The 3,222-nt window shown below is 32.6% G+C and carries 2 protein-coding genes; one reads left to right on the top strand and one right to left on the bottom strand.

Annotated elements, in window-relative coordinates; all coding sequences use genetic code 11:
* Positions 1-120: 120 nt before the first annotated feature.
* Positions 121-2,442 (top strand): LamG-like jellyroll fold domain-containing protein, encoded by a 2,322-nt coding sequence (locus Q0352_RS13580; protein WP_299528385.1) that lies wholly within the window; start codon positions 121-123, stop codon positions 2,440-2,442.
* 55 nt (positions 2,443-2,497) lie between these two features.
* Here the strand turns inward: Q0352_RS13580 and Q0352_RS14800 are convergent, their stop codons facing one another.
* On the bottom strand, positions 2,498-2,581 hold the full coding sequence (locus tag Q0352_RS14800) for a DDE-type integrase/transposase/recombinase (RefSeq protein WP_367274654.1): 84 nt from the start codon (positions 2,579-2,581) through the stop codon (positions 2,498-2,500).
* Positions 2,582-3,222 lie beyond the last annotated feature (641 nt).

Here is a 3,222-nt window from a genome sequence, read left to right as displayed (position 1 = left end):
ATTTTGTGTTTCTTTTTTTACGTTTTATTAGTTTAATATGACAAATATCATAGTTAAAATCAATTGGTTACAATACATTTAATTCTTATTCCCATTGTTAATTATCAAATATTTGTAGTTATGAAAAGATTACTACTCAAACTAACCTTAGCTTTATTATTAATTCCTTTATTTACTAACGCACAAAATAATGCACTCGATTTTGATGGTACTGAAGATTATGTTGAAGTTCCCTATAATTTAGCTATTAATCCTGCCAGTTTTACCATTGAAGCTTGGTTTAAAGTTGATGTACTTGGAACTGACCAATCAATTATGACCTCAAGAATGGGCGCGGGGGTTTATACTGGAGGATACATGATTTATGTGTTGGCAGATAATTCTTTAGCGTTTTGGACAGGAAATGGGACAACCGGTTATGATCAACTTAATTCTGGTTATACTGTTACAACCGAATGGACTCATGTCGCTTGTACGTTTATCAGAGTCGGGACTGTTAGCACAAAACAAATTTATATAAATGGTATTCTTAAAGCTACAGGAACTTATGATGGAGGTTCTACTTACACACCTTCTACAGTTAACCCTTTACGTATTGGTGCAGGAAATACAGAAGGCATAGCACAATATTTTTTTAATGGAAAAATAGACGAAGTTCGTGTTTGGAATAACGTACGTACTCAAACTGAGATACGTGGCAATATGTATCAGGAGTTAGTTGGTACTGAAACCGGTTTAGAGGCTTATTACAATTCAAATGCCACTTCAGGAACATCACTTGCAGATAACAGCACAAATTCTAATACAGGAACATTAACCAATATGGCAGGTACTGAATGGGCAACTTCTGCTGCCTTTTTTGGGCCTAAAAATGCCTTGCATTTTAATTTCGATGATTATGTATCTATACCTTCCATTTTTGGTTTGGGAACCGCATCTGTTACTTTTGAATGTTGGGTAAAACCGATTACCTCTAGTGAAGGTGGAGGCTTTATTCATATTGGAAATCATAATACAGGCTATGGAATAGGAATGGGAAATACTGAGTGGGGTAATAAAGGAAATCAACTCATAATATTATATGACATAAAAAGATGGATACTAACAGGAGTTTATTTAGGAACAGAATGGCATCACGTGGTATTAACAATAGATGCCAATGGTGACCCTACTGTATATCTGGATGGTGAGAATGTATATTCAGATAGTGGTCAAACAGACCCTATTGCAGCAGTTGGAAATTCTTCTATTGGTTCTTCACAGAATTCCACAAGAAGCTGGTCAAACGGTATAATTGATGAAGTACGCATTTGGAGCGATGTTCGAACTGAATCAGAAATTCGTGAAAATATGTGTAGAACCTTAATTGGAAACGAAACCAACCTGGTTGGGTATTATAACCTTGATGATGACAATACAATAGTAGATTATTCAGAAAATGGAAATGATGGTATTCCTGGAAACTTTGATAATGATGAGCAGGAATCCTCTTCAGCTTTTAACACCTGGCTAAATACAAATTCTTCAGATTGGTCAACAAATGAAAACTGGAGTAATGGAATCCCGGTTTCAACAGATAATATTGGGATATACAATTATAGCGGATTATCTCCTGTCTTATCTGGCACACCTACAGCAAATAATCTTTTTATAGGTAGCGGCGCAGGATTAACTTTAAACTCTGGCTTTACCGTAAATGAAAGTCTGTTTATAAATGATAATTTGGATTTAAATGGACAAACTATTACCTTAGGAAGTACTGCGACATTATATGAAGATAATGGATTAATTAGCGGAACTATAGGCACAATTACTACAACAAGAAATTTATTAAACATTACAGCCGAAAACGTGGGTGGACTTGGAGCTACAATCACAACAGCTTCTAATATGGGGAGCACCATAATAACACGTGGGCATACAATTCAAACAGGTAATGCTAATAGTAGTATTCAACGCTATTTTGATATAACACCTACCACAAACACAGGTTTAAACGCGAACTTTATTTTTAATTATGATGATAGCGAACTTAATGGTTTAACTGAAGCCAATCTAAACATCTTTAAATCTATTGATGGTGGAACTAGCTGGTCTAATGTTGGAGGGATATTAGATACAGGTAATAATAGCATTTTACTTAACGGAATTGACGGTTTTAGTAGATGGACTGCTGCAACAGATATTTCATTAAGTATAGAAGACAATATTATAAAAGGGTTTAAAATGTATCCAAATCCAGCTAAAGACTTCTTAAACATTACAGCTCGAGAACAGATTAAACAAGTGAAAATATTTAATTTAATAGGGCAAGAGTTAATTGATGATACATTTAATTCTTTTGATGTAAATCTGGAATTAAGATCCTTATCAAAGGGTATATATATTATGAAAGTTTACACAGATAACACCATAAAATCGGTAAAATTCATACATGATTAATTAATCAAATTATGCTACCAATGAAGCAAAAAGATTTAGTACTCATTCTTTGTACTCATTTGGTTAATAGAAAATCAACTGTACTACCTTGCTTATCAACTACTCTATATAAATAACACCATTTACTTTTTACTTTGATTTAAGTTTCATTCATTTCCCAACTCGTTCCTACTTTTAATTTTCGCTTCTTTAATTGATACTCAATAAATGGGCTAAACTTATAAACCTAACGTTGAATTGTGGCATGGTCAACTTAAACTCCTTTCATCTTCATTATTTCTTTAATACCACTATAACTTAGTGTAAATTGGGGTTTGAAGTATACTGCTTGAAGAATTATAGATTTTGGATAACAATGACCTTTATTTACATGTCATTTTAATATATTTGAGAAAATATTTAATAATCCAAAGCTAAAACTTCATACGTTTTTGCATACAATTTTAAAAATTAGCACAGCGGTAGCCCAGTAAAATGGTTTCAAAAAAAGAGACCTTTGAGCTCATAATCCGAAGGGAGCTTGTTTGAGTCAATTTTAATAATTCAAAAGCTCAAAGTTTACAAATTTAAGATCTCTTTTTATACCTTAAAAAGTATTTTTTTTAATTAGTTTAAATAATCCAATATTAGAGAGTTTTCCCTGAAGAAAAAATGGTTAATATTAATAGTTATCTAGTCTAATAAAAAGTTTCTATGAAAACTATTAATGTAAACTAATGTGGGAAAGCAAGAGGGTAACACGCTGCGCGATGTTACAATCTTGTTATTGATTGACTTACA

Origin of the sequence: uncultured Lutibacter sp. (genome assembly GCF_937891065.1) — a bacterium.
Lineage (GTDB): Bacteria > Bacteroidota > Bacteroidia > Flavobacteriales > Flavobacteriaceae > Lutibacter.
The sequence above is the reverse complement of the archived record's forward strand: the minus strand, read 5'-3'. Positions and strand labels throughout refer to the sequence as shown.

Bases quoted from the DNA above. Each gene is read 5' to 3' on its own strand.
- Q0352_RS13580 (WP_299528385.1), top strand. From the start codon at position 121: ATGAAAAGATTACTACTCAAACTAACCTTAGCTTTATTATTAATTCCT.